This is a genomic window from Sphingomonas sp. CCH10-B3 (genome assembly GCF_001556185.1).
In the GTDB taxonomy this organism is placed as follows: Bacteria; Pseudomonadota; Alphaproteobacteria; order Sphingomonadales; family Sphingomonadaceae; genus Sphingomonas; species Sphingomonas aquatica.
Genome location: NZ_LSIJ01000064.1, coordinates 97,943 through 121,546 on the forward strand (window position 1 = coordinate 97,943; position 23,604 = coordinate 121,546).

At 67.8% G+C, this 23,604-nt stretch carries 18 protein-coding genes; 10 read left to right on the forward strand and 8 right to left on the reverse strand.

All coding sequences use genetic code 11. The features are described from left to right. Nucleotides 1-2: 2 nt before the first annotated feature. From AX672_RS11550 to AX672_RS11580, 7 genes are all read right to left on the reverse strand, one after another. Nucleotides 3-1,559, reverse strand: a complete 1,557-nt coding sequence (locus AX672_RS11550; protein ID WP_066651532.1) for a family 43 glycosylhydrolase — start codon at nucleotides 1,557-1,559, stop codon at nucleotides 3-5. After that, complete coding sequence (locus tag AX672_RS11555; RefSeq protein ID WP_066651534.1) at nucleotides 1,556-2,731, reverse strand: DUF885 family protein; 1,176 nt, start codon at nucleotides 2,729-2,731, stop codon at nucleotides 1,556-1,558. The genes AX672_RS11550 and AX672_RS11555 overlap by 4 nt, the downstream gene beginning before the upstream one ends. Then, a complete protein-coding gene (locus tag AX672_RS11560; protein WP_066651535.1) occupies nucleotides 2,728-6,471 on the reverse strand; it encodes a LamG-like jellyroll fold domain-containing protein in 3,744 nt (1,247 codons plus the stop codon). The genes AX672_RS11555 and AX672_RS11560 overlap by 4 nt, the downstream gene beginning before the upstream one ends. Continuing rightward, nucleotides 6,468-7,757: an MFS transporter gene (locus AX672_RS11565; RefSeq protein ID WP_066651537.1), complete on the reverse strand. Its 1,290-nt coding sequence runs from the start codon at nucleotides 7,755-7,757 to the stop codon at nucleotides 6,468-6,470. The genes AX672_RS11560 and AX672_RS11565 overlap by 4 nt, the downstream gene beginning before the upstream one ends. Before the next feature lie 31 nt (nucleotides 7,758-7,788). Further along, on the reverse strand, nucleotides 7,789-8,607 hold the full coding sequence (locus AX672_RS11570) for a 2-keto-4-pentenoate hydratase (protein ID WP_231731303.1): 819 nt from the start codon (nucleotides 8,605-8,607) through the stop codon (nucleotides 7,789-7,791). A 70-nt stretch (nucleotides 8,608-8,677) separates the two neighbouring features. Then, nucleotides 8,678-10,117, reverse strand: a complete 1,440-nt coding sequence (locus tag AX672_RS11575; protein ID WP_066651539.1) for a mannitol dehydrogenase family protein — start codon at nucleotides 10,115-10,117, stop codon at nucleotides 8,678-8,680. Next, the gene (locus tag AX672_RS11580; protein ID WP_066651541.1) at nucleotides 10,114-11,592 is read right to left on the reverse strand and encodes a UxaA family hydrolase; all 1,479 of its coding nucleotides are present in this window, start codon (nucleotides 11,590-11,592) and stop codon (nucleotides 10,114-10,116) included. The genes AX672_RS11575 and AX672_RS11580 overlap by 4 nt, the downstream gene beginning before the upstream one ends. A 123-nt stretch (nucleotides 11,593-11,715) precedes the next feature. Between AX672_RS11580 and AX672_RS11585 the strand changes: the two genes are divergently transcribed. The 7 genes from AX672_RS11585 (at nucleotide 11,716) to AX672_RS11615 (ending at nucleotide 19,552) form a co-directional block, all read left to right on the forward strand. Further along, a complete protein-coding gene (locus AX672_RS11585) occupies nucleotides 11,716-12,741 on the forward strand; it encodes a LacI family DNA-binding transcriptional regulator (RefSeq protein WP_066651589.1) in 1,026 nt (341 codons plus the stop codon). Nucleotides 12,742-12,813: 72 nt separating this feature from the next. Next, nucleotides 12,814-14,256, forward strand: coding sequence for a glucuronate isomerase (gene uxaC, locus AX672_RS11590; RefSeq protein WP_066651546.1), 1,443 nt, complete (start codon nucleotides 12,814-12,816; stop codon nucleotides 14,254-14,256). Nucleotides 14,257-14,269: 13 nt separating this feature from the next. Further along, the gene (gene kduI / locus AX672_RS11595; RefSeq protein WP_066651547.1) at nucleotides 14,270-15,109 is read left to right on the forward strand and encodes a 5-dehydro-4-deoxy-D-glucuronate isomerase; all 840 of its coding nucleotides are present in this window, start codon (nucleotides 14,270-14,272) and stop codon (nucleotides 15,107-15,109) included. 128 nt (nucleotides 15,110-15,237) lie between these two features. Further along, the gene (gene kduD, locus AX672_RS11600) at nucleotides 15,238-15,993 is read left to right on the forward strand and encodes a 2-dehydro-3-deoxy-D-gluconate 5-dehydrogenase KduD (protein ID WP_066651548.1); all 756 of its coding nucleotides are present in this window, start codon (nucleotides 15,238-15,240) and stop codon (nucleotides 15,991-15,993) included. Next, on the forward strand, nucleotides 15,993-17,000 hold the full coding sequence (locus AX672_RS11605; RefSeq protein ID WP_066651591.1) for a sugar kinase: 1,008 nt from the start codon (nucleotides 15,993-15,995) through the stop codon (nucleotides 16,998-17,000). Before kduD ends, AX672_RS11605 begins: the two co-directional genes overlap by 1 nt. Beyond that, on the forward strand, nucleotides 16,987-18,555 hold the full coding sequence (locus AX672_RS11610; protein WP_066651550.1) for a carboxylesterase/lipase family protein: 1,569 nt from the start codon (nucleotides 16,987-16,989) through the stop codon (nucleotides 18,553-18,555). The genes AX672_RS11605 and AX672_RS11610 overlap by 14 nt, the downstream gene beginning before the upstream one ends. 1 nt (nucleotide 18,556) lies before the next feature. Continuing rightward, nucleotides 18,557-19,552, forward strand: coding sequence for an alpha/beta hydrolase (locus AX672_RS11615; protein ID WP_066651552.1), 996 nt, complete (start codon nucleotides 18,557-18,559; stop codon nucleotides 19,550-19,552). A gap of 128 nt (nucleotides 19,553-19,680) precedes the next feature. On the opposite strand, the gene AX672_RS11620 is transcribed toward AX672_RS11615, so the two are convergent. Beyond that, nucleotides 19,681-21,963 (reverse strand): penicillin acylase family protein, encoded by a 2,283-nt coding sequence (locus AX672_RS11620; protein WP_066651554.1) that lies wholly within the window; start codon nucleotides 21,961-21,963, stop codon nucleotides 19,681-19,683. Between the two features lie 122 nt (nucleotides 21,964-22,085). Between AX672_RS11620 and AX672_RS19080 the strand changes: the two genes are divergently transcribed. From AX672_RS19080 to hslV, 3 genes are read left to right on the forward strand one after another with little or no spacing between them, the layout of a single operon-like run. Continuing rightward, nucleotides 22,086-22,478 carry a hypothetical protein gene (locus AX672_RS19080; protein WP_231731304.1) on the forward strand — a complete coding sequence of 131 codons (393 nt, stop codon included), beginning with the start codon at nucleotides 22,086-22,088 and terminating at the stop codon, nucleotides 22,476-22,478. Next, nucleotides 22,370-22,975, forward strand: a complete 606-nt coding sequence (locus AX672_RS11625) for an alpha/beta hydrolase (protein ID WP_231731305.1) — start codon at nucleotides 22,370-22,372, stop codon at nucleotides 22,973-22,975. Before AX672_RS19080 ends, AX672_RS11625 begins: the two co-directional genes overlap by 109 nt. 42 nt (nucleotides 22,976-23,017) lie before the next feature. Further along, complete coding sequence (hslV, locus tag AX672_RS11630) at nucleotides 23,018-23,572, forward strand: ATP-dependent protease subunit HslV (RefSeq protein ID WP_066651556.1); 555 nt, start codon at nucleotides 23,018-23,020, stop codon at nucleotides 23,570-23,572. Nucleotides 23,573-23,604: the final 32 nt, after the last annotated feature.

Here is a 23,604-nt window from a genome sequence, read left to right on the forward strand (position 1 = left end):
GGTCAAAGCGCCTTGTAAGTAAAATCCCGAAACCGCGCGCTGCCTCGGCCCGCTGCGTAAAGCCCCGGCCGCAGCATCAGGAAGCCGCCGCGCACATTGTGGTGATAGCCCGACACTTCCATGCCCCGATCGAACCGCGTCCAGCTCCGCCCGCCGTCGCCGCTCGTGTCGTAAGTGACGATATGGCGGTCGTTGGTCACGCGGATGCGCATCGCCAACCCATGCGGATTGGCGGGGCGCCCGCGCTCCAGCCCATATTGGTGCGTGACGAAGCGCTTCGCATCGAACCCCAGCCCGCAATAGAGCTTGTCGTCGTAGAAGAGCACCAGCCCCGCCGTCGTGCCGGGATCGATCTCGACCGAACATTCGAAGCGATAGGCGGTGTCGGCGGCGATCGTCAGCAGCGGCGACGAGTCGACCGGCGCGGTCCCCTTGGCGGCCAGCGTCAGCACGCCGTTGGCCGCGCTCACCCGCGCCGCCTCGGTCGGGCTGGGCCTGAAAAAGCTCCAGCGTGTGCCGAGCGCGAGGGTATCGAAGCGATCCGACAGCGCCATGCCGTGCGGCACGGCTTGCCCGCCCTTGGGCTTGGCGAGCGGGCGCGACAGGTCGCCGCCGGTCATGCGCGGCCAGCCGTCCCTGGTCCACGTCACCGGATCGAGCAGCATCTGCCGCCCGAGCGTCCAATAGCCATTCTCAAAGCCGTGATAGAGCGCCCACCAGTCGCCCGCCGGCCCTTCGACCAGCGAGGCATGGCCGCGCGACCACCAGCGCTCGGCGGTGTCGCGGGTGCGGACGAGTGGATTGTGGGGGCAATTCTCCCACGGGCCGTGGATCGATTTCGACCGTGCGGCGATCACCATATGCCCGGTGGGTGGCCCGGCGGTGCCGCCCACGGCCGTGATCAGGTAGAACCACTCGCCGCGCCGCGCGAGCTTGGGGCCTTCGGGGGAGAAGCCTTCAACCACCCAGTCGGCGGGATAGCGCCAAGGATCATAGACATGCTCGACCGCGCCGACGGTGGCGAGGCCGTCGTCGGTAAGCCGCACCCGGTCGCCGCCCGACAGGAACAGCCAGCGCGACCCATCCTCGCCGACGACATGGCAGGGATCGATGTGGCGCGGCAGCTTGAGGTCGATGGGGTCGCTCCATGGCCCTTCGATCTTGTCGGCATGGATCACGAAGATCGAGTTGGGTGACGCCTTGACAGGGATGTAGAGGAAATAGCGGCCCTTGTGCTTTTCGAGGCTGACCGCCCAGACGCTGCCGATGTTGCGGGTGAGGGCAGGGCCGATCGGTTGCCAGCTCACCAGGTCACGCGAATGCCAGATGATACAGCCGGGATAGCTGTCGAAGCTCGAGAAGGTCGCGTAATAATCCTGCCCGTCCTTCAGGATCGCCGGGTCGGGGTGGTCGCCCGCGAGCACCGGATTGAGGAACTGGCCATTGCCGAGATCGGGGACGCGCTGGTTGTCGAGGCCACGGCGCGGCGGCGGCGTAGCGGCAGTGATCAGTGCCGCGCCCCCTGCAGCCAGCAGCGCCTCGCGGCGGGACAGCGTCATGCGCGCCGCCCGATATCGTCGCCGCGCATCCGGCCGTCGACCAGCATCGCCTGATGGAAGCGGACGAGCGCGGCGCCGCGCTTGCCGCGCGCGCCGTCCTCGATCGCGAGCGCGAACAGCATCTCGGCCGTGCGGGTCGCGGGCTCGGCGGCGATCCGCGCGAGATCGGTGTCGAACGGCGCGAAATAGGCTGGGACGCCTTGCCATTCGGCCATCCGCGCGCGTGCTTCGTCGATCGACCAGCGATGGACATGAATGCCGATATCGGCGCGCGCGCGGGCAATGCGGAACAGCCGCCAGTGGAGATAGCCGAGCATCGCGCGCGGATCATCGGCCCAGGCGCCCGCCTGCGCGACCAGCCGTTCGATGTGGATGCTCCAGCCCTCGGCGAAGCCCGGTGCGTAGGCGAGGCGGAGCTTGTGCGGGCGGGCGGCGGCCTCGATCGGGAGCTGGACCATATGGCCGGGCAGCAGTTCGTGCGCGACAACGCTCGGCAGCGAGCAGCGCGGGCGATCGGCTATGCGCGCGAGATCGACGACATAGGCGCCGGGGCGTCCCGGCAGCGGCAGGCGGCGGGTGCCGACCTTGCCCGCCGCCTGCTCCTCGGCCGATCCGCGTGAGGCGACGACGTCGCGGCAATAGCCGGGCACGGGGCCGATCAGCGCGGGCAGCATCGCGCGCAACCGGTCGAGCGTGCCGTTCATCGCGGCGACGGCGGCGTCGCGACCGGCATCGCTGTCGGCGAATTGCCCTTCGGCCTCACGCCAGAACTGGGCGAAGCGGGCGCCGGGAGTCGCGCCGCCGATGCCGATCGCGTCGAAAAGTCGCAGCGCGGCGCGGGTGGCGGTATGCTGTTCGCGGATCAGTCGCCGCTCGATTGCCGCTGTGCCGCGATGCGTGCCAAACAGGCGCTGAAGCCGAAGGTCAAAGCTCGGGTTGCCTGCAAGCGCGATGTCAGCCTCGAGTCCGGCGCGCGCGGTGATGAGGTCGAGCGCGGCGACCGGCGGGAAGTCGCGCGGGTCGAAGCCGTCGAGCATGGCCAGCGCTTTCGCGGGATCGCGCTCCGCGGCAGCCGCGTCGAGTGCCGCCGATAGGGTTATGGCGGCCTCCGCGCGCGCGGCGAGCGCCAGCACTGCGCCGCCGATGATGACTGCCCGCCGCGTCACGCTCATGGTCTCGCGGCCGACAGCGGGACGGCGTTGTTGAGCCACGTGACTTCCGCACGCTGATCGACTTGCCCGATCCGGACCTCGATAGCCGCCGGGTCGAATCCCTTCGGCACGGTCAGCTTCACCACTTTCGTTCTGGGCTGGAGATCGGTCGGCGCGGGTAGCGGCGGGATCGGCACCTGCGCGATGATGCCGTCGCCGTCATGCGTCAGCCACGCCATGCCCGGCGAGGTCGGCTGCGCGCCGAGGCTGTGCACGGTCAGCGTTAGCGTGCGTCCGGTCAGCTTGAGGTCGTCGGCCCCGATGCCGAGGTCGGGGCGCTGCTCGACCGGTTCGCCGGGGGTGACGAGTTCGAAGTCGAACGTCGATGACCCCGGCGGCAGGAACAGCACGGTCGGCGTGCTGCGGTCCAGCGTCAGGTCGGTCTTGCCGTCCGCAGCGGTCATCCGCCAGCGCCCTGCCGTGACGTTCCACGTCGTCATCGTCGCGCGCTGCGGCTGGCCGGTGGTGTTGTAGGCGATCACCCGGAACTTCCCCGGCGTCGCATTGGGCAGCAGGATCGCGACCTTCTCCGCCGCCGCGTCATCCGCGAAGCGCCAGCTGACGGTATTGCCCGGCCAGGTCTGATTGCGCCGCAGCGCGATGCCGCCCAGCCGCTCGCGCTGAAGCCATTGCGTGTCCATCTCGACGCGGTCGGACCACCAATGGCCTTCGGTCAGCATGTCGAGCCGCGCGGCCTTTTCGGCCAAGGCATCGGCATGGAGATCGGCAATCGCCTCAAGATCGCCGCTTGCCTGCCAGCGCGCGAAACGGCTCGCCGGGTCATCGCCCTTGCGCGCGGTCTTGGCGAGCAGGGCCGCGCCATCGGGGAGCGCCGCAAAGCCATTTTCGTTGAACTCGCCGAGCGCGGCGGCACTCCGCGCGATCCGGCTGGCGATCGGGCGAAGGTAGCGCGCGTCGCCGGTGAAGCGCCACGCCGCCCAGGCCGATTGCAGCGGGGTGTTCACGCCGCCGCCGTCGCCCGCGCGCTCAGCATCGCTGCGCCAATTGATCTCGTTGGGGTAGCTCCACACGCCGTCGGCGCCCGCCTTGCCATGCGCCATCCAGCCATCGACCACGCCCGTCACCAGATCGCGGGCGGTGCGATTGCCATTGTAGAACCCGATCAGCACCGGCGCGTGCATCACCGTGAAGCTATAGGGTTTCTGCCATTCCCACGCGCCCTCGCGGTACATTTTGCGCGCGCCGTACCAGTTGCTGGCGAAGTGCAGATGCCCTGCGGGGTTCTTCAGGATCACATTCGAGAGCGCCCGCGTGGTCGCCATCAGCCGCTCGACCGCGCGCGGCTCGCCCCAGTTGAGGTAGAGCCGCTCGGCGTCCGAATTGAGCCCTTCCTCATAGGCATGGAGTTCGTCGGTGGTGATCGCGCCGAGGCCGTTCACTACCATGCCGTTCTTGTATGCCGCATCCGACAGCGCGCGCAGCGAGGCGTTGATCTTGTCGGGTGCGACCCCCATCAGCGCGAGGCCGGGCCATTGCTGCGTGAGGTCGGTATCGTCCGAAATCCCGCCACCGAAATCGCCGTACGAGACCTGGCGATTGTCGATCCACCATTCGACGAAGCGGCGGGTGATCTTCAGATCTTCGAGTTGCAGGAAGGCCCAGCGCGGCACCCCCGGCGGCGCGCTCGGCACCGGGGCCTTGGGCATGTTTTCGGGGCGATAGTTGATGTCGGCCCAATAGGCGCGGGCGCGAACGTTGTCGGGATCGATGCGGAGCAGATCGGAAATGTCCGCGAACAGGCGCGCATAGAGCGCCTGTCGCTTCGAGGCGGTGTGCTCCTCGACAAGGAAGCCCCAATTGTCCTTCACCTGATTGAAGCGGTCGGCGATGTGCTCCTTGAGCGCCTCGGCGCGGGGCTTGAAGATCAGGCGGAGGCGGGTGCCGTTGAGCGCCTCGGCATCGACATCGGCCGCGCCCGAGGCGATGGTCAGGTACAGGCTGTCGTCGGGAAGAATGCGGTCGCGCAAATCGAGCCAGAGCGTGTGCGCTTCGCCCGGACGAACGCTGACCGACACATCGATCATGTCGCGCGCGGGCCAGAGCGGGTCCTTGACGCGGATGTTGAGCGGGATGAGGCCGTCCTTGCCCGGCGTCGCCTTGAGCGCGGGCAGATCGATCGCAATGCCGTCGAGGCCGTCGTGGAGGTTCTGCCAGCCATAATCGAAGGCGCGCGCGATCGGGCGGTCGGGATAGGCGTCGCCCAGGCTTGCCGGGATCAGGATATGGACCAGCGGCAGCCCCTTGGCGCGTGCCTCGGCCTTGCCGCCGGTATTGGCCCCCGCGCCGACGGCTGCGCGAATGCCCGAACTCGGCAGCGCGACGACGGTCGCGCGCTCGTCGGGCGCGTAACGGCCGGCGATGAAGGCGTTCAATCGGTCGAGCGCAGCAACCTTGGTCGAGGCGCTGCTGTCGACCGTGAAGGAGAGCTTGAAACTGCCCTCGGGCTCGGCGCCGGGATGGACGTCATAGGCCCAGATTTCCTGGATCGGCTGCTCCTGCATCGTATTCACGAAGCTGAGCGTGCCGCCGGCTTGTGGCGCGATGCTGTCGACCGATCGGACCACGCCCGGCGGTCGGGTGGCTAGGGCCTGTCCGTTGCCCAGCAGCGTGCCGTAAGCCGCCCCGCGCATCTCGACGCGGTTGACGCGCTCGCTTGTTGGTATCGTCAGGTCGTACCGCTTGCCGCCCTCGACATAGGTGTTCCAGTCGGGCAACTCGAAATAATCGCTCCGACCGGCCAAGCGCGAGCGATTATAGACGCCGGGCCAGGTCGTCTCGGCGATGCCGTCGACGCCTTTCCACATCCATTGCTTCAGGTCGCGCGCGTCGGCGAATTCGACCTTGCGGATCACTGTTACGGGGGCATCGAGCAGCGGCGGCGAGGCGCGGTCCCACCCGTAGCGGTGCAGCCATGCCCCCCAGCGCGCGGCGGCATCGGCGGCAGGGGCGGGGCCGGGCTCCTGCCTGGCGGCGAGCCTTGCGATATCGCTTGCGGCGAGTGCATGGTCATAGACGCGAATCTCGTCGAGATCGCTGCCGCGCATGAAATTATAGCGACTCTGCACCTGATGCGGCGACATCACCCGCCCGGCGAGCCCGAACTGGTCGAGGCCGCTGTCGAGATCGGCCTTTTGCAGCTTGCGCGCGACTTCGCGGCCATCGACGTAGAGCCGCACGCCCTCCGCTTCGTCCCACGCGAAGGTGATGTGCTTCCATGCATCGGCGGCAGGCACCGCATCGATCCGCCACGATACCCGCACCCGCGACAGGTTGGCGTCGGTGACGAAGGCGTCGAAGCCGTGGCCGTTCCAGTCGATCCGCAGGAACGCCATATCCCAGCTCGAATGATCGGCGAAGCCGACGCGGAAGATCGCGAACGGCGCTTCGCCCAATGGGTCGCGCGGCCGCCAGAAGAAGGACAGCGTGCCCCGCGTCGCGCGGATATTGCCCGGCGCCTTCCACGCGACATAGCCCTCATCCGCCCAGCGCGCCGCGCCGCCGATCGCGCCGTCGGGCACCACCTCGACGCCGCTGCGGAAATTGGGCACCGGATCGCCCTGCGCGACATCGGCGTCGAGCGACTTGTCCGCCGACACCTGGAACAGCAGCCCCGTCGGCTCGGCCAGCGCCGCTGCCGGGAGCAGCGCCAGCCCCAGCGCGACAAAGCCCGCGCGGATCATGCGACCTCGACGCGGGCCAGTCGCGGCGAGAGCAGATGGATGACGAGCAGCGCCACGAAATAGGCGCTCGCGCAGATCGCGAACAGGATCGAATAATTCTTGCCGGTCGTGTCGAGGATATAGCCGGTGAATTGCGCCATCCCCATGCCGCCGATCGCGCCGATCATCCCGCCGATGCCGACGACGGACCCAACCGCGCCGCGCGGGAAAATGTCCGACGGCAGCGTGTAGAGATTGGCCGAAAACGCCTGATGCGCTGCCGTCGCCAGGCCGATCACCAGCACCGCGCTCCACAGCCCGTCGATCGACTGCGCGAAATAGATCGGCGTCACGCAAAAGGCGCAGAGCAGCATCGTCAGCTTGCGCGCGAGGTTGGGCGAATAGCCCGCCTTGATCAGCCGCGACGACATCCACCCGCCCGCGATGCTGCCGAAATCCGAGATCAGATAGATGGCGGCGAGCGGCAGCCCGAAGGTTTTCAGATCGAGGTGATAGCGCTCGTAGAGATAGCCCGGCAGCCAGAACAGGAAGAACCACCAGATCGGGTCGATGCAGAATTTGCCGAGCGCATAGGCCCAGGTCTCGCGCACCGTGACCAGCTTGCCCCAGGCAATCGGTTCGACCGGGTCGGCGGGGTCCTGCTCGATCCACGCCAGCTCCGAAGGGCTGACGCGGCCATGCTCGCGGGGGTGGCGATAGATCAGCCACCAGGCGACGAGCCACAGGATGCCGAGGATGCCGGTGACGTAAAAGGCCACGCGCCAGTCGAACGCGAGGACGAGCGCAGGAACCAGCAAAGGCGTGATGATCGCGCCGATATTGGCGCCGGCGTTGAACAGCCCGATCGCGAACGCCCGCTCGCGCTGCGGAAACCAGTCGGTGACGGCGCGGATGCCCGCCGGGAAATTGCCCGACTCGCCGATGCCGAGCCCGAAGCGCGCCATAGCGAAGGTGGTCACGCTGGTGGCGAGGCCATGCGCCATGTGGCTCGCGGTCCAGATGACGATCGCGATCGCATAGCCCAGCCGCGCGCCGACGACATCGACGACCTTGCCGAAGCTGACGTAACCGATCGCATAGGCGACCTGGAACCAGAAGATGATCGTCGCGAAATCGCTTTCGGTCCAGGCGAATTCCTTGGTCAGCGTGGGCTTGAGCACGCCGATCATCTGGCGGTCGACGTAATTGATCGCCGTCGCCGCGAACAGCAGCGCGCAGATCACCCAGCGATAGCGCCCGACCCGTGTCGCCGCTGCTGCCACGCCCGGCAGTTCTGCCGTTGCCATTCGCTCTCTCCCCAAGCTCCCGCTGTGCGGGTTATCCTTCTGCCTTGATCGTGCACTGTACCGATAGTTGCGCGTTGAAGCGTGCTTCGACTTTGTCACCGATCGCGACACGGTGAACGCCGGTGACGGCGCCCGTCGAAATCCACTGGCCGACCTTCAAAGCGATGCCGCGCTCGGCCATCAGTTCAAACAGGAAGCGCGCCGCGCCGAACGGACCGTCGAGCATCGTCGATGCCATCCCGGCACCAATCAGCGCGCCGTTGATGATCAGCTCGACCGGCCAGTCGAGCAGATTCTGCCGTTGCCAGCCGACGATCGCCGCGCCGACCACCAGCCCGTTGTTGTTGCCGAAATCCGAAATCGTCACCCCGGCGCCGAGATCGTTGATGCCAGGGAACGGCGAGCTCGCAATCTCGATACCGACGTGGACTGCGTCGATCATCGCGGTCGCCTCGGCGAGCGTATAATGGCGCTTGGCGGGATCGGGCGCGGTGCCGATCCGCAGCAGGAATTCCGCCTCGGCCGCCGCAAAGCCGCCCGCGAATACCGGCATCGCGACGGGCGTATCGCCGGACGCAGCGGGGACGCTCGCAAAGATCGGCCCGGCGAGCCGGTCGACATCGCCGAGCGGCGGATTGATCCGCCCAACCTTCCAGCCGACGATCTCGCCCTTGCTCAGCGCAATCGCGGCGTCCTGCACGGCATAGGCGTCCGCGAGATCATCGGGAATGATGCCGGGATAATCGGGCAGCGCCGTCGCCGTCCGCCGCGCATCGACGAAGCGGCTGGCGATTTGCGCAATATTGTCGTCGTGGTCGCGCCGCATCGGCTCACCCTGCCCCTTGGTCATGCATTTCAACCATGCTTGTTTTTTGCCACAGTGCGACGGGAGGAAACCGGTGTCAATGGCTTCGTCCGCGTCAGTGCGGTGCAAAGACGCGCGGCCAGTCGCCTGCCAGCGCCGCTTCTGCTGCCATCACGATCCTCGCCGTCAGCGCGGCGTCGCTCTGCCAGTCCGGCGGGAACACCAGCGCCTGCTCGGTCAGCCGGGCGATGACGCGCGCGGGATCGGCGTCGCTTGCGGCGGTTGCGAGCATCGGCGCGGCCGGATCGATGATCGTGGTGCCCGCGCGCGCGCGCGAAATCACGAACGCGACCCAGCACCCCAGCGCGGCCGCGGCATGGGCCGGCAGCTTGCCCGCGCGGCGATTGGCGACGATCGTATCGACCAGACGATAAGGTAGCTTCTGCGATCCGTCCTGCGCGATCTGGTCGAGCCGGTGGACGATCGCGGGGTTGCGGAAGCGGGTGAGCACGGTCGCGCGATAGGCGTCGAGATCGAGCCCGGCGACCGGCGGCAGGACGGGGGCAATGTCGGTGCGGATCATCGCGTCGACGAAGCTGCTGAGCGCCGCGTCGCCCATCGCCTCGGCAACGCTGGCATGGCCGCGCAGCAACCCGGCGTAGGCGAGCGTCGAATGTGCGCCGTTCAGGATGCGCAGCTTGGCGCGCTCATGCCCCGCCGGATCGGCAGTGACGATCGCGCCGACGCTGGCGAGGTCGGGGCCGGTGCGCAGCCCGACATCCTCGATCACCCAGGCGACGAAGCTTTCGCGCTGCACCGGAATCGCGTCGGTCACGCCAAGCGCGGCATCGACATCGGCATGGAGCGCGGCGTCGCTGGCGGGCGTGATCGAATCGACCATCGTCGAGGGGACGCGGACCTCGCCCGCGATCCATTTCGCCAGCTCGGCGTCACGTGCGGCGGCGAACGCCACCAGTGCCGCATGGAGCTTGGCGCCGTTGCTCGCGAGATTGTCGCACGGCATCGGCACGAATGGCAGGGTCCCGGCGGCCCGGCGCGCGGCGAGACCACCGACGATCCAGCCGATCACGCTGCGGGGCGTGCCGCCCGCCAGATCATGCGCGATATCGGCGTGCGAGAGGTCGAGCGTGCCGTCGCTCGCCAGGCAATAGCCCTTTTCGGTCACGGTGGTCGTCACCAGCCCGATCGCGGGATCGGCCAGCATCGCCGCAACGGCCGCGCTATCGTCCGGCCCCAGCCACGCGCCATGCGCGCCGACGATGCGGTAGCGCGGCTCGGCATCGCGCTCGGCGATCGTATAGAGCCCCTGTTGCGCCGCCAGCGCCGCCACCGTCTCGGCACTGCGCAGCGCGACCGCGGCAATGCCCCAGCGCGGATCATGGTCGAGCAGCCGGTCGATGAAGCTCGCCTGATGCGCGCGGTGGAAAGCGCCGGGGCCGAAATGGACGATGCCGACGCGCGGCGGCGCCGTCCGCTGCGGCCGGGCAATGGCAGCGGGCAGGCCGCCGAGGGCAGCGTAGGTCAAGCGGTTCAAAGCGTCACCCCGCGCTTCCAGATCGCCATTTCGCGCTCGTCGTTGCGCTCGGCGGCGGTCGGCGCGCCCGATGCGATCGCGACGATCCGGGCGAGCAGCGCATCGGCGCTGGCGGCCATGCCCTGCGTCAGCGTCGCGCCGGCGTCGAAATCGATCCAGCCGGGCTTGGCCGCTGCCAGCGCGCTGTTCGATGCGATCTTGAGCGTCGGCACCGGCGCGCCGAGCGGGGTGCCGCGGCCGGTCGTGAACAGGATCAGCGTGGCACCCGCGGCCGCCAGCGCGGTCGTCGAGACGGCATCATTGCCCGGTGCTTCGAGCAAGGTCAGCCCCGGCAGGCTCGCCTGTGCGCCATAGCCGATCGCATCGACCACCGGCGCATTGCCGCCCTTCTGCACCGCACCGAGCGATTTTTCCTCGAGCGTTGTGATGCCGCCCGCGATGTTGCCTGGGGACGGATTTTCGGACACCGGCTCGCCGTGGTTGGTGAAATAGCGTTTGAAGTCGTTGACCATCGCACCGACAGCCTCGAACACCGCCGGGGTGGTCGCGCGCGCCATCAGCAATTGTTCGGCGCCGAAGATTTCTGGAATTTCGGTTAGGATCACGCGACCGCCAGCGCCCGCGACCCGGTCGCTGATCCGCCCGACCAGTGGGTTGGCGGTCAGGCCGGAGAACCCGTCCGAGCCCCCGCACTTCACCCCGAGCACGAGCTTCTCGAGCCCGACCGCGACGCGCGGCTGTGCGGCTTGGGCGACCAGTTGATCGACGAGCGCTTCGCCCTCGGCGACTTCGTCGGCCGATTGCTGGGCGATGAGCGTGCGGATCGCCCCGCGCCGTGCTTCGGGGATTTTGGCCAGCAAGTCGGCGAGCTGGTTCGATTCGCAGCCCAGCCCGATGATCAGCACGCCACCGGCATTGGGGTGATTGGCGAGCGCGGCGAGAATGCGCCGCGTGCCCGCAAGATCGTCGCCAAGCTGCGAACAGCCGAACGGGTGGACGAGCGCGTGGACGCCGTCGATAGCGCCGCGATGACGTGCATCGGCCTTTGCCGCGATCCGCTGGGCCGTCCGGGCGACGCAGCCGACCGTCGGCAGGATCCAGATTTCGTTGCGCGTGCCGACTCGTCCGTCGGGCCGGGGATAGCCCATGAAGCGCGCGCTGCCCGCATCCGCCGCGACCGCTGCGGCGCGAAGGGCAGGGGTGTAGTCGCTGTGCCCCGTGAGTGCCGTCGCGAGATTGTGGGCATGGACATGCTCGCCCGCGGCAATCGCGCCGAGCGCCTTGCCGATCGCAAAGCCATATTTGACTACCGCATCGCCCGCCGCGATCGGCGCCAGCGCGATCTTGTGCCCGCGCGGGATCGGCGATTGCGCGGTCACCTGCCTGTCGCCGATCGTCACTACCTCGCCCGCCGCAGCGTCGCCGAGCAGCGTCGCGACGGTGTCGGCGGGGTCGACTTGCCAGGCTTTGGCCAAAAGTTGCGCTCCCGTGACGATTGGTAACCGGTATCAACAGCGTCGCGCTTCTGCCCGAGCACCGGCCACGGCGCAAGTCGGCACGGCTGGTCGAAGCCGCCGCCGCGCGATATGACGCCGCGAATGAAGAGCAGCGGCCAGCCCACGATCAACGACGTCGCCCGCATCGCCGGCGTGTCCAAGAAGACCGTCAGCCGCGTCATCAACCATTCGCCGCTTCTCAACGAAGACACGCGGCGCAAGGTCGAGGATGTCATTGGCGAGCTCGGTTACATCCCCAATCCGCAGGCGCGCGCGCTGGCGCTGCGGCGCAATTTCCTGATCGGGCTCGTCCACGACAATCCCAATGCGCAGACGGTGATGAACGTCCAGGCGGGCATGCTCGAAGCGTTGCAGGGCAGCGAGTTCGAAATGGTCGTGCGCCCGCTCAATCGCGGCTCGGCGACGATGCTCGACGATCTGCGCCATTTCCTCGAACGCCAGCGGCTGTTCGGCGTGCTGCTGATGCCGCCGATCAGCGAGAATGATTCGATCGCGCGGCTGTGCGACGAAATCGGCTGTCGTTATGTGCGGATGGGGTCAGCGATGCTCGATGATGCTGCGCACATGGTCGCGTCGAACGACCGCGAGGCAGTGCGCACGGCGGTCGAGTATCTGATCGAACAGGGGCATCGCCGGATCGGACTGGTCGCCGGGCCGCACGGCTTCCGCTCGGCGCGCGAACGGCGCGAAGGGTTTGAGGAAGCGCTGAACGCGGCGGGGATCAGCCTGCCACGGTCGATGGTCGCCGATGGCAATTACACTTTCGATTCGGGCCGCGTCGCCGCCGATCGCCTCCTCGACGTGGTGCCGCGCCCGACCGCGATTTTCTCGTCGAACGACGAGATGGCGGCCGGGGTGATGCATGCAGCGATGGAGCGCGGGCTGCACATCCCGCGCGACCTGTCGATCATCGGCTTCGACGATACGCCGGTCGCCGCGCATGTCTGGCCGCCGCTGACGACGGTGCGCTGGCCGATCGTGTCGATGGCGCGCTCGGCAGCGCTCAAGCTGCTCGCCGGAGTCGATGGCGGTGAGCAGGTGGAGGAACCGTCGCGGTTCCTGTCCACGCTCATCCGCCGCGCTTCGGTCGCGCCGCCGCCCGTTTAGACGGTTGCGGAATTTGCTGACACCGGTTACCAACGTGCAGCTTGCACCGCAGATGCAAGGGAGAGGAACGAGATGGCCCGGCCGCTGACATTGCACCCCGACCGCCTGTTCCCGGCCGATCCGGCGACGCGCGACATCGCTCGGGCGCTCTATGCCGAAATCGCCGATCTGCCGATCGTCAGCCCGCACGGCCACACCGACCCGATCTGGTTCGCCGACAATGCGCCGTGGACCGACGCGACCAGCCTGCTGCTCGCGCCCGACCATTATATCTACCGCATGCTCTACAGTCAGGGCATCGACCTCGACGCGCTGGCGATCCCGCGCCGCGACGGTACGCCCGCGACCGATCCGCGCGCGGCGTGGAAGCTGTTCGCCGCCAATTATTACCTGTTTCGCGGCACGCCGTCGCGGCTGTGGCTCGACCATGTCTTTGCCGAGGTGTTCGGCATCGATGTCGCGCTCGAAGCGAGCACCGCCGATCATTATTTCGACGCGATCGGCGCGGCGCTCGCGACCGATGGCTTCCGCCCGCGCGCGTTGTTCGATCGGTTCCGGATCGATTTCCTCGCCACCACCGAAGGTGCGCACGACAGCCTTGACGCGCATCACCGCATCCACGGCAGCGGCTGGGGCGGGCGGGTCGTCACTACCTATCGCCCCGACGGCGTGATCGATGTCGAGCACGAAGCCTTCAAGCCCGCGATGATGCGCTTTGCCGAGCTGACCGGCGAGGATGTGTTCGGCTGGCACGGCTATCTCGCCGCGCACCGCAAGCGCCGCGCCGATTTCCGCACGGCAGGGGCGACGGCGACCGATCACGGCCATCCGACCGCCGCGACGGCGAATCTTTCGATCGCCGAATGCGAGGCGCTGTTCGCGCGGATCATCGGCGACACTTGGGCTCCCGCCGACGCCGAGCTGTTCCGCGCGCAGATGCTCACCGAAATGGCGGCGATGAGCGTCGACGACGGGATGGTGATGCAGATCCACCCCGGCAGTTTCCGCAACCACAATGCCGGCCTGTTCGCGAGCCACGGCCGCGACAAGGGCGCCGACATCCCGACCCGCACCGATTATGTCCGCGCGCTGAAGTCGCTGCTCGACCGCTTCGGCAACGAGCGTGATCTGAGCATCATCCTCTTCACGCTCGATGAGAGCGTTTACGCACGCGAACTGGCGCCGCTCGCGGGGCATTATCCGTGCCTGAAGCTCGGCCCGGCGTGGTGGTTCCACGACAGCCCGGAGGGGATGCGCCGCTTCCGCGAGAACACGACCGAGACGGCGGGCTTCTACAACACCGTCGGCTTCAACGACGACACCCGCGCTTTCCTGTCGATCCCGGCGCGGCACGATGTCGCGCGGCGCGTCGATTGCAGCTTCCTCGCGCGGCTCGTCGCCGAGCATCGGCTCGCCGACTGGGAAGCCGCCGAACTCGCGCATGAACTCACCAGCGGCCTCGTCCGCCGTGCCTATCGCCTCGATCAACCCCTGCCCGCCGCCAAGGCCGCCTGACCGGAGACCGACCATGTTCGAACGCACTTATTACGCCACCCACCCCGACATGATGGAATGCGTGTCGAATGACGAGCTGCGCGACCGCTATCTGATCCAGGACTTGTTCCGCGCCGGCGAATGCGTGCTCAACTACACCCATGCCGATCGGTTTGTGATCGGCGGCGTTGCGGTGGCGGACGCGCCGGTCGCGCTACCGACGCAGACCGAGCCGCCATCGGCGGTCGGCCACCCCCTCCTCGAACGCCGCGAGCTGGCGGTCGTGAATGTCGGTTCGGTCGAGGGAACGGTAACGGTCGACGGCGAAGCGTTCGGCCTCGGCAACAAGGACTGCCTCTACGTCACGATGGGCGCCAAGGACGTCGTGTTTTCAGGCGAAGGCGCGCGCTTCTACCTCGCGTCGTGCCCCGCGCACAAAGGCTTCACTACGCGCAAGCTGTCGATTGCCGACGCCAATGCGCTCGAGCGCGGTAGCCTCGAGGAATCGAACGAGCGCACGATCTATCAGCTCGTCATTCCCGGCGTGTGCGACAGCGCGCAGCTGGTGATGGGGCTGACCGTGCTCAAGCCGGGCTCGGTGTGGAACACGATGCCACCGCACATCCATGAGCGCCGCAGCGAAATCTATTTCTACTTCGATCTGCCCAACCCGAACGACCGCGTCTTCCACTATATGGGCGAAGGCGAAGCGATGCGGCACATCGTTATGGCCAATGAAGAAGCCGTGATCAGCCCGCCTTGGTCGATCCACATGGGATCGGGCACGCGCGCCTATGCCTTCATCTGGGCGATGGCGGGTGAGAATCAGGATTATACCGACATGTCGGTGCTCGACATCTGCCAGTTGGCGTAAACCGTCCCCCTCCCGCTTGCGGGAGGGGTTAGGGGTGGGCGCTTGCTCTCCCCAATAGAGCCGCTCTCGGTAGAGCGGAAAGGCCCACCCCCAGCCCCTCCCGCAAGCGGGAGGGGGGAGTTTTGCGGATGATCCACCCCTTCGACCTGACCGGCAAGGCCGCGATCGTCACCGGCGCCAATACCGGCATCGGCCAGGCCATTGCGGTCGCGCTCGCCGCCGCCGGCGCCGATGTCGCCTGTGTCGGGCGCACCCCCGCCGACGAAACGCTCGCGCAGATTGAGGCGCTCGGGCGGCGCGGCGCGCTGATCGCGGCGGATCTGTCGACGATCGAACCTGTGGGCAGGATTGTGGACGAAGCTGCGGACAAGTTCGGCAAAGTCGACATTCTCGTCAACAATGCCGGCATCATCCGCCGCGCCGACGCGGTCGACTTTACCGAAACCGATTGGGACGCGGTGGTCGACACCAACCTGAAAAGCGTGTTCTTCCTGTGTCAGGCAGCGGGAAGGCACATGATCGCGCAGGGATCGGGCAAGATCATCAACATCGCGTCGATGCTGACGTTTCAGGGCGGCATTCGCGTGCCGAGCTACACTGCCTCCAAATCGGGGATTGGCGGGCTGACCAAGCTGCTCGCCAATGAATGGGCAGCCAAGGGCGTCAACGTCAACGCAATCGCGCCGGGCTATATCGCGACCAACAATACTGCTGCACTGCAAGCCGACGAAGTCCGCAACAAATCGATTCTCGACCGGATTCCGGCGGGGCGCTGGGGGGCGGCGAGCGATCTGGGCGGCGCGGCGGTGTTCCTTGCGTCATCGGCGTCGGATTATGTGCAGGGGCATATCCTGGCGGTCGACGGCGGATGGCTGGCGCGGTGATGGGTAAATTCCTCGCTTTCGGTGAAATCATGCTGCGCCTCTCGCCGCCGGGGCGCGAACTGCTGCTCCAGACGCCCAAGCTCGACGTGTGGGTAGCGGGGGCCGAGGCCAATGTCGCGACCGCGCTCGCGCGCCTGGGGCACGATGTCGACTTTGTCAGCGCGGTGCCGGACAATGATCTCGGCCGTGCGGCGGTGGCGAGCCTGCGCGGGCACGGAATCGACACGCGCGGTATCCAGCTGCGCGGCGAGCGGATGGGGCTCTATTTCGTCACTTCGGGCGCGGGGATGCGCGCGACCGAAGTCATCTACGACCGCGCCCATTCGGCTTTCGCCGAAACGCCGGCGGCGGATTGGGATTGGGACACGCTGCTCGACGAGGTCGACCGGCTGCATCTGTCGGGGATCACGCCCGCGCTCGGCCCGGTCCCGGCGGAAGCCGCGCTGGCGGCCGCGCAAGTCGCAAGCGCGCGCGGCATCGCGGTATCGTTCGACGGCAATTACCGCGCGAAACTGTGGGAACGCTGGGACTCGAACCCGCGCGCCATCCTGCACGAACTTGTCAGCCACGCCGACCTGCTGTTCGGGAACCACCGCGACATTGCGCTGATGCTCGACCGCGACTTCGCCGGCGAGGGCGAGGAGCGGCGGCGCGCGGCAACCGAAGCCGCATTCGCGGCCTTCCCCAAGCTCCAGACGATCGCCTCGACCGCGCGGCATGTCGAACATGTCGATCTCCACCGGCTGTCGGCGCGGATCGATACGCGCGACGCGCATGCGCAGACCGACGAGGTCGTGCTCGCCGGGATCGTCGACCGGATCGGCGGCGGTGATGCCTTTGCGGCGGGCGTGCTGCACGCGCTGCGCAGCGGCGGGTCGATCGAGGATGCCGCGCGCACCGGTCTCGCGCTCGCTGCGCTCAAACATTCGCTGCCGGGCGATGCCAGCCTGTTCCGTCAGGCCGATATCGACGCCTATCTGGCCGGCGGGCTCGATGTCCGGCGGTGAGATCGACCGCCGCGCGCTGATCGCGGGCGGTTCTGCTGCGCTCATGCTGCACCCTTTTGCTGCAAGGGCGGGCGCAGCAAAGCCTGTCGTGTCGGCACCGGCGGGGGACTTCCTCGGCAGCGTGTCGGAGGGGGTCGCGAGCTTCAAGGGCATTCGCTACGGCCGCGCGGAACGTTTCCGCGCGCCCACACCGGTCGCCCGACCCGGCGAGCGCATAGAGGCGCTGAGCTTCGGCCCGGTCGCGCCGCAGAGCGGCACCCGTTACGGCGTGCAGTCCGAGGATTGCCTGTTCCTCAACGTCTGGACCAGCGCGCCGCGCCCCGCCGCCAAGCTGCCGGTGATGCTGTACATCCACGGCGGCGCCTATTCGAACGGCAGCGTCACCGATCCGCTCAACGACGGGCAGGCGCTTGCGGCGCGCGGTGACTGCGTCGTGGTGACGGTCAACCACCGGCTCAATGCGCTCGGCTATCTCTACCTCGCGCGGCTCGACCCACGCTTCCCCGACAGCGGCAACCTTGGCCAGCTCGACCTAATTCTCGCGCTGCAATGGGTGAAGCGTAATATCGCGGCCTTCGGCGGCGACCCCAATCGCGTCATGGTGTTCGGCCAGTCGGGCGGCGGGGCCAAGATCGCGACGATGATGGCGATGCCCGCCGCGCAGGGGCTTTTCCAACGCGCAGCGACGATGAGCGGGCAGCAGGTCACTGCCTCTGGACCGCTCAACGCGACGGCTCGCACCCGCGCTTATCTGGCGAAACTGGGTGTCAGCGAACGTGACCTGTCGCCGCTGCTGACGATGCCGGTCGAGAAGCTGGTCGAAGGGTTGACGGCGACCGATCCCATCCTCGGTGGCGGTGTCTATTTCGGCCCGGTGCTCGACATGAAGTGGCTGACGCGCCACCCGTTCTGGCCCAATGCTGCGCCGCAATCGCGCAGCATCCCGATGATCCTAGGCAATACGCATGACGAAACGCGCGCGTTCATCTCGCCGGATTCGGACAAGGTGAAGACGCTGACGTGGGACAATCTCGCCGAGCGGATCGCGCCCGAACTGCGCATCGACATCCTGCCCGAATGGGTGATCGCGCAGTATCGCGCGCGCTTCCCCGACTGGTCGCCGGTCGACATTTTCTATGACGCAACCACCTGTGGGCGGAGCTGGCGCGGGCAAGTGATCGAGGCCGAAGCGCGCGCCGCGGCGGGCGCCCCGACGTGGGTCTATCAGGTCGATTTCGCCGCGCGCGTCGATCCGCGCCGCCGGGCGATGCACACGATCGACATTCCGCTGGTGTTCGGCACGCTCGGCGCCGAAGGCTCGCAGACTGGCACCGCCGCCGACGCGCGGGCGGCGTCGAAAGCGATGCAGGACAGCTTCGTCGCCTTTGCCAGGACTGGCGATCCCAACCATCCGGGCCTGCCGCGCTGGCCGAAGTACGATCTCGCCAACCGCAGCACGATGATCTTCGACGCGCGCTCGCGCCCTGAAAGCAACCCGCGCGCATGGCAGCGCGAGCTGTTCGCGCGCGTGCCCTATATCCAGCCGGGGAGCTGACATGATCGACCGCCGCCAAGCCCTGATCGGATCGCTCGCGCTGGGGCTTGCGGGCGGCGCGGGTGCGCAGACGCTCCCCCCGCGGGTCGGCGCCAAGGCCCCTGTAGCAGGCTTGCCCGAACCCGATGAGACGATCGACCTCTGGCCCAAGGGCGCGCCCGGTGCCCCCGCCAAGCCGCTGGTCGAAACCGTCAACGAACGCAGCAAGGACGCGACGCTCACCGACCGCGCGGTATTCGGCATCAGCCGCCCGCGCATGGTCGTGTTCCGCCCCGAAATCCCGAACGGCAGCGCCGCGCTCATCACGCCGGGCGGCGGCTATCGCTGGGTGGTGATCGACAAGGAAGGCCATGAGATCGCCCGCTGGCTCGGGGCGCGCGGCTGGACCTGCTTCGTGCTGTTCTACCGGCTGCCGGGGGAAGGCTGGGCGGCGGGCCCCGATGTCGCGCTCAGCGACGCGCAGCGGGCGATGCGGCTGATCCGGTCGCGCGCCCGCGATTATGGCATCATGCCCGATCGGGTGGCGGCGATGGGCTTTTCGGCGGGCGGGCATGTCTGCGCCGATCTGGCGACGCGCTTCGCGGCGAGCACCTATGCCCCGGTCGATGCGGCGGATGGGCTTGCGACGCGGCCCGATATCGCCGCCCCCATCTACCCGGTCCAATCAATGCGGCTGCCGTTTGCGCATCCCGGCTCGCGCGACCTGCTGCTTGGGCCGAACCCGACCTCGGCACTGGAAGCGGCGCATTCGCCCGAGGATCAGGTGACGAGCGCGACGCCGCCGACCTTCCTCGTCCATGCCGAGGACGATGCGACGGTTCCGGTCGAGAACAGCCTGCGGCTGCGTGCCGCGCTGAAAGCGAAGGGCGTGCCGGTCGAAACGCATCTGTTCACGCACGGCGGCCACGGCTTCGGCCTGCGCCGCGCGATGGGGAAACCCGTCGAACGCTGGCCCGAGCTGTTCCTGAACTGGGCGCGGACGCAGGGGTTGGGGTAAACCGTGCCCCCACCCAGCCCGTTCGTCCCGAGCGCAGTCGAGGGACGGGCCACAAGCGATTGACCCGCCTCCCGTGTCTCGACTTCGCTCGACACGAACGGGTTAGCTAACCGGGTCGGCGAGATCGATCACTCGCTGATCGTCCGCGTCTTGCCCTGTGCATCCGCCGCGATCGCCGCTGCGCTGAACGGCAACCGCACGAACTTTTTCGCCGAATAGAGCCGCGTCTGGTCGGCATAATGCGGCGAGGCGGGATCGGTCGACTGCGAATAGCTGAGCACCGCATCGGCGACCGGCCCGGCGTCATCGAACGTCACGACCTGAACATAGCTCGATCCGTGGAAGGGAACGAGCCCGCCCGCCTCGGGCGCGCTTTGCTGGACGTTGAGCACGCCCAATTGCCCGTCGCCGCCATGCACCGGGATGTGCTCGGCGCCGCGCACCGCGAAATGCGTGTCGCCCCAGCGCGCGTCGAGCTTGAAGCCATCCTTCAGCAGCCGCGCCTGCGTATCGGCCAGCACCTTCAGCAGCTTCGCGCCGACATCGCCGCTCGTCACCAGCCCGCGCGGGGTGTGGACCGGATCGGCGCGATCGAACGGCACTTGCCAGATCCCCGCAATGCGGCTGGCAGCCGGCCAGAAGGCCGCGAACACCACTGCGCCCCGGCTGTCGACATTAAACCGGCCGTCCCACAGGTTGAGCGCGGCGCAGGCCTGCGCGACTTCCGCCTTGCCCGCGCACAGCGCCCGCACCGGATCGAGCGCGAGCTCGGCGGCGAGGCTCTTGTTGGCGAACGCCATCTCCTCGGCCTTGGCCTGATCGACCTTGGTGCCGCCGAGCCCATCGCTGCCGTCAAACCGCCGCGCGAGTTCGACGAGCCCCGAGCGCGTGCGCAAAGTGCGCTGCGTGCCCCATGCCCCGAGCACCGGCGAGAGCTGGCGATAAGGCGCGCTGGCATTGCTCAGCCAATAGCTGTCGTTCGAATTGGCGACATAATCGCGGCGTTCCCAGATCGCCTGTTCACTCGCGGGCATCAGCCGCTTGGCGGCGGTACCCGGGGTATCGTCCCAGTCGCAGGCCGAGCGCCGCCCGTCGAGCAGCACGAAGCGGCTGGCGACCGCCGCCGACGCCGGCGTCGCGCAGTCCTTCGCCTTTGCGATCGAGACGTTGGGAGCGGCGGTGACATCGGCGTGGAGCACATTGCCCGCCCGGTCGGCAGCGATCGTGTTCACCCACGGAATGCCGAGCGTCGACGACACCGCCGCCTTTACATCGGCAACCGACCTCGCCTTGCCGATCGCGATCCACGCCGTGATGCTGCGGTCATTGTCGTAATTGGCGTCGCGCACGGCATAGGCCTTGTCGGCCCTCCAGCCGAGCCCGAGCAGCGGGATCGTGATGACCGGGCCAAAGCGGCTGGCGTAGAGCGTGCGCGTCACCGGCGGTTTGCCATCGCCCATCGGGACGCTGACGTTGATCGTGCGCATCTTCTCGGGCTTGCCGTCGACCAGATAGGTCGTCGGATCATTGGGATCGAGCTGCAGCTCGAATCCGGTGAAATGCTGCGCCGCGGTCACCGTGTGCGTCCAGGCGACATCCTTGTTGAAGCCGAGCGCGACCAGCGGCGTCCCCGCAAGGCCCACCCCCATCACGTCGATTTCGCCCGGAATGGTGACGTGCATTTCCCAGAAGCGCGACGGGCCGTTCCACGGGAAATGCGGATTGCCGACGACAAGGCCCTTGCCGTTCGTCGTCACCTCGGCGCCGAATGCCCAGCCGTTGCTGCCGAAGCCGATGTCGCGGTCGCCCGGCAGCGTTTCGGGCAGGTTGGCCGCCTGTGGCTTGCCCGGCGGCTGGGCGTTGACGATGAACGCGGCGAGCGCGAGCGAGCTTGCGAGCAGCACCTGCTTCTCGCCGATCCGCAGCATGTCGTCGGTGGTGATGGGCCGCACCCAGGGCTTGCCGCGGCAGGCCTCGGGCACGCCCGCCGGGCCAAGATCCTTCAGCCGCCGGTTGTAGCCCGCCGCATAGCCCGCGAGCAGCGCCGTCTCGCGCGCCGGCCGCTTGGCGAGCCCGCGCTTGAGCGCCGGCAGGTCGATCATCGCGCGGAAGAAAATGTCCGACGACAGATTGTCGATCTTCTCGAACCCGAGCGTCGCCTTCTCGGTCGGCCCCCAGAAGCGCGAGCGATCGCCCGCGACGGTCGCGAATTCCTCGGCGAGCAGGCAGAGATTGTCTTCGGCATAGGCATAGCCGATGCCATAACCGGCGCCGCCCCAATTGGCGGCCTTGATGTGCGGAATGCCATAGCTGGTGCGGGTGATCGTCGCGCTGTAGCGCGACCCTTTCGCCGCCGCCGGTGCGCCGATGACAAGTGCAAGCGCCAGCGCGCCCAGAGCCGTTTTCCGCATCGCAGCCTCCCCGATTTTCGTTGGGGGCAACGCTAAGCGCGTTCGCCGACCGAGGCAATCGCACGTCGTGCTTGCCCCGGCGCGCGCCGCCCGCCAAGCTTGGCGAAACGCGGGGGGAATGAATGGCCTATTGGAAAATCGCGCTTGGCGTGATCGTGATCGTCGGCCTTGCGGCGGCGGCGTTTTTCTTCTTCGTCTCGCCGCCGCGCCAGCTCGACCTGATCGACGGCATGATGGGCAGCGAGGGCGACTCGGCGCGCGTCGCCGAAGGCGTGCGTTTCGGCGACCAACCCCGCCAGCAGCTCGACGTCTGGGCGCCCGCCAATGCGCAGGGCAAGAAGCTGCCGGTGCTGATCTTCTATTATGGCGGATCGTGGCGCTGGGCTCGCGCAGTCATTATGGTTTCGTGGGCCGGGCCTTTGCTGCGCGCGGCTATGTCGTCGTCATTCCCGATTACCGGCTGGTGCCGAAGGTGCGCTTCCCCGCCTTCGTGCAGGACAGTGCGCTCGCCGTGAAATGGACGCGCGATCACATCACCGAGTTCGGCGGCGATCCGGGCCGAATCGCGGTGGCGGGGCATTCGGCGGGCGCCTATAACGCGGCGATGGTCGCGCTCGATGCGCATTATTTGCGCGACATCGGCGTCGATCCCAAGATCATTCGCGCGGGGCTATTGCTCGCCGGCCCCTTCGATTTCTATCCGTTCGATGGCCCCTCGACCAGGGCGGCATTCGGCGGCTGGCCGCGCCCGGCCGAGACCCAGCCAGTCAATTTCGCGCGCGCCGATGCGCCGCCGTTGCTGATCATGCAGGGCACCGCCGACGACGTCGTCAAACCGCGCAATGCGCCCGCGCTTGCGGCACGGCTGAAGGCGGTCGGCGCGGTGTTCGACCAGCGCGACTATGCGGGCGCCAACCACAACGACCCGATCATGGGCCTGTCCAAGCCGTTCCGCGGCAATGCCCCGACGCTCGCCGACAGCGTGGCGTTTCTCGAGAAGCACGATCGCTAGAGGGCATTGCAGCCGGGCCGAGCGCCACCCACATCGCGCTTCATGAGTGAACGAACGACGGTGTGGCACGGCACCACAATCCTTTCCGTGCGACGCGGCGGCAAGGTCGTGATCATCGGCGATGGCCAGGTCTCGATGGGCCAGACCGTGATGAAGCCCAATGCAAGGAAGGTGCGGCGGCTTGGTGACGGGTCGGTGATCGGCGGCTTTGCGGGCGCGACGGCCGATGCCTTCACGCTGTTCGAACGGCTCGAGCGCAAGCTCGAGCAGCACCACGGTGCGCTGCTGCGCGCGGCAGTCGAGCTCGCCAAGGACTGGCGGACCGACAAATATCTCCGCAATCTCGAAGCGATGATGATCGTGGCGGACAAGGATGTGACGCTGATCCTGACCGGCAATGGCGACGTGCTGGAACCCGAAGCGGGGATTGCGGCGATCGGATCGGGCGGCAATTTCGCGTTGGCTGCTGCGCGCGCGCTCACTGACTACGAGCCGGATGCCGAAACGCTTGCGCGCAAAGCGATGAAGGTCGCGGCGGACATTTGCGTCTACACCAACGAAAGCCTGACGGTGGAGTCGCTCGACAGCGCGACATAACTCCCCTCCCGCGTGCGGGAGGGGCTGGGGGT

What these genes read in the sequence shown, in the direction of transcription:
- AX672_RS11560 (WP_066651535.1), bottom strand. Translation starts at nt 6,471, where the DNA reads ATGATCCGCGCGGGCTTTGTCGCGCTGGGGCTGGCGCTGCTCCCGGCA.
- kduD (WP_066651548.1), top strand. Translation starts at nt 15,238, where the DNA reads ATGATCCACCCCTTCGACCTGACCGGCAAGGCCGCGATCGTCACCGGC.
- AX672_RS19080 (WP_231731304.1), top strand. Translation starts at nt 22,086, where the DNA reads ATGGCCTATTGGAAAATCGCGCTTGGCGTGATCGTGATCGTCGGCCTT.
- AX672_RS11605 (WP_066651591.1), top strand. Translation starts at nt 15,993, where the DNA reads ATGGGTAAATTCCTCGCTTTCGGTGAAATCATGCTGCGCCTCTCGCCG.
- uxaC (WP_066651546.1), top strand. Translation starts at nt 12,814, where the DNA reads ATGGCCCGGCCGCTGACATTGCACCCCGACCGCCTGTTCCCGGCCGAT.
- AX672_RS11550 (WP_066651532.1), bottom strand. Translation starts at nt 1,559, where the DNA reads ATGACGCTGTCCCGCCGCGAGGCGCTGCTGGCTGCAGGGGGCGCGGCA.
- kduI (WP_066651547.1), top strand. Translation starts at nt 14,270, where the DNA reads ATGTTCGAACGCACTTATTACGCCACCCACCCCGACATGATGGAATGC.
- AX672_RS11565 (WP_066651537.1), bottom strand. Translation starts at nt 7,757, where the DNA reads ATGGCAACGGCAGAACTGCCGGGCGTGGCAGCAGCGGCGACACGGGTC.
- AX672_RS11610 (WP_066651550.1), top strand. Translation starts at nt 16,987, where the DNA reads ATGTCCGGCGGTGAGATCGACCGCCGCGCGCTGATCGCGGGCGGTTCT.
- AX672_RS11555 (WP_066651534.1), bottom strand. Translation starts at nt 2,731, where the DNA reads ATGAGCGTGACGCGGCGGGCAGTCATCATCGGCGGCGCAGTGCTGGCG.
- AX672_RS11585 (WP_066651589.1), top strand. Translation starts at nt 11,716, where the DNA reads ATGAAGAGCAGCGGCCAGCCCACGATCAACGACGTCGCCCGCATCGCC.
- hslV (WP_066651556.1), top strand. Translation starts at nt 23,018, where the DNA reads ATGAGTGAACGAACGACGGTGTGGCACGGCACCACAATCCTTTCCGTG.
- AX672_RS11570 (WP_231731303.1), bottom strand. Translation starts at nt 8,607, where the DNA reads ATGACCAAGGGGCAGGGTGAGCCGATGCGGCGCGACCACGACGACAAT.
- AX672_RS11620 (WP_066651554.1), bottom strand. Translation starts at nt 21,963, where the DNA reads ATGCGGAAAACGGCTCTGGGCGCGCTGGCGCTTGCACTTGTCATCGGC.
- AX672_RS11615 (WP_066651552.1), top strand. Translation starts at nt 18,557, where the DNA reads ATGATCGACCGCCGCCAAGCCCTGATCGGATCGCTCGCGCTGGGGCTT.